The 1,516-nt window shown below is 70.3% G+C and carries 3 protein-coding genes; all 3 read right to left on the bottom strand.

The window, feature by feature from the left end; translation table 11 throughout:
* Positions 1-268 (bottom strand): DnaJ domain-containing protein (locus tag VIB55_RS18015; protein ID WP_331878054.1); only part of this gene is annotated, 268 nt, incomplete at its 3' end.
* 46 nt (positions 269-314) lie between these two features.
* Positions 315-911 carry a nucleotide exchange factor GrpE gene (locus VIB55_RS18020; RefSeq protein ID WP_331878055.1) on the bottom strand — a complete coding sequence of 199 codons (597 nt, stop codon included), beginning with the start codon at positions 909-911 and terminating at the stop codon, positions 315-317.
* A gap of 128 nt (positions 912-1,039) precedes the next feature.
* A partial coding sequence (locus VIB55_RS18025) for a serine aminopeptidase domain-containing protein (RefSeq protein WP_331878056.1) occupies positions 1,040-1,516 on the bottom strand: 477 nt, incomplete at its 5' end.

A 1,516-nucleotide genomic window follows, 5' to 3' on the forward strand; every position in this document is an offset into this window, starting at 1 on the left:
CCCCGCCCCCCGGGCGAAAGCCGCCACCGAACCCTCCGAAGGCGCCCAGCTTGCGCATCTGGTCGTACTGCTTGCGCTTCTCGTTGTCCGAAAGCACGGAGTACGCTTCGGAGATTTCCTTGAACCGCTCCGCCGCGGCCGCGTCGCTGGCGTTCGCGTCGGGGTGGTACTGCTTGGCCAGCTTGCGGTACGACTTCTTGATCTCGTCGGGCGTGGCGTTTTCGGCCACGTCCAGGATACGGTAGAAGTCCTTGGTTTGTGTCGCCATCGTGTGTCCGCCATGGATAGCGGCCGCCCCGGCGGGGCGGCCGTGCTCAACCCGGGTGCTTCTTCACGACGACGCGCGCGGGGCGCAGCAGCACGCCCTTGTACCGGTAGCCCTTCTGGTACACCTGGGCCACGGTGTTGTCTTCCTCGGGCGTGTCGGCGGGCACGGTGGTCAGCGCCTCGTGCACCGTGGGGTCGAACGGCTTGCCCTCGGCGTCGATAGCCTCCAGCCCGGCCGCCTCCATCACCCGCAGGAACTTCTTTTCCACCATCTCGGCGCCCTCGTGCAGCGCGCCCGCGGCGGTGGTGGCGGGGTCGAAGTCGGCGATGCGCGCCAGGTCGTCGAGCGGCTCCAGCAGCCGCTCCAGGATCTGCGCCTGCGCCCGCACCATGTTCTCGGACCGCTCGCGCTCCACGCGCTTGCGGTAGTTGTCGAACTCCGCCGCCAGCCGCAGGTGCCGGTCGCGCATGGTCGTAAGCTCGTCCGATCCGCCGCTTCGGGTTTCGGCCTGGGTGAACGACGCGTCTCCACCGCCCGCAGCGCCGTCGCTCGCCGCCTGTCCGTCGGCAGCGCCGTCGGCGCCAGCGGTAACCTCGTTCTCCACCGCCTGCCCCTCGGCGGCCGTGCTGTCCTGTTCGCTCATCGAACTCCAGACGTGCTGTGCATATGATCCAAACGCCGGCCCCACCGGGAGCCGGCGCGCGTCGCCTGCTCGTACCCCCGCAGAAGGTGGCAAGCCACGTTCCACGCAAACCCGCCAGGATGGCAGGCTCAGCCCCCCTGCGCCTCCATCCACTCCGCCACGTCGGCCACCACACGGTGGCGGTCGCGCTCGTTCAGCGACTCGTGGCGCAACCCCTCGTACCTCCGCACCTGCACCGCGGCCGGGTGCTGCGCCGCCCATCGCGCCACGGCCTCGGGGAGCACCACGCGGTCCGCCGTGGGCGACAGCACCAGCATGGGCAGCTTGATGGTGTCGCGCTCGCGGAAGGCCGCCTCGATGGCCCCCAGGAACTCCGTGTACAGCCGCGGCGTGACGATGGGATGCACCAGCGGATCGCTGCGATAGGCCCGCGCGTAGCCCTCCGCCATCGACAGTTCCGCGGGATCGATCCCGTTGGAGATGGGCACCCACGGCGCGATGCGCGACAGCACCCCCGCCATCGCCGTCTTCCACCGGGGCGCCTTTACTGCCACCCCCAGCAGTGGCGCCGAGAGGATGGCCCCACGCAGCGGCGCCTCGGGATG

The organism is Longimicrobium sp. (assembly GCF_036554565.1).
In the GTDB taxonomy this organism is placed as follows: Bacteria; Gemmatimonadota; Gemmatimonadetes; order Longimicrobiales; family Longimicrobiaceae; genus Longimicrobium.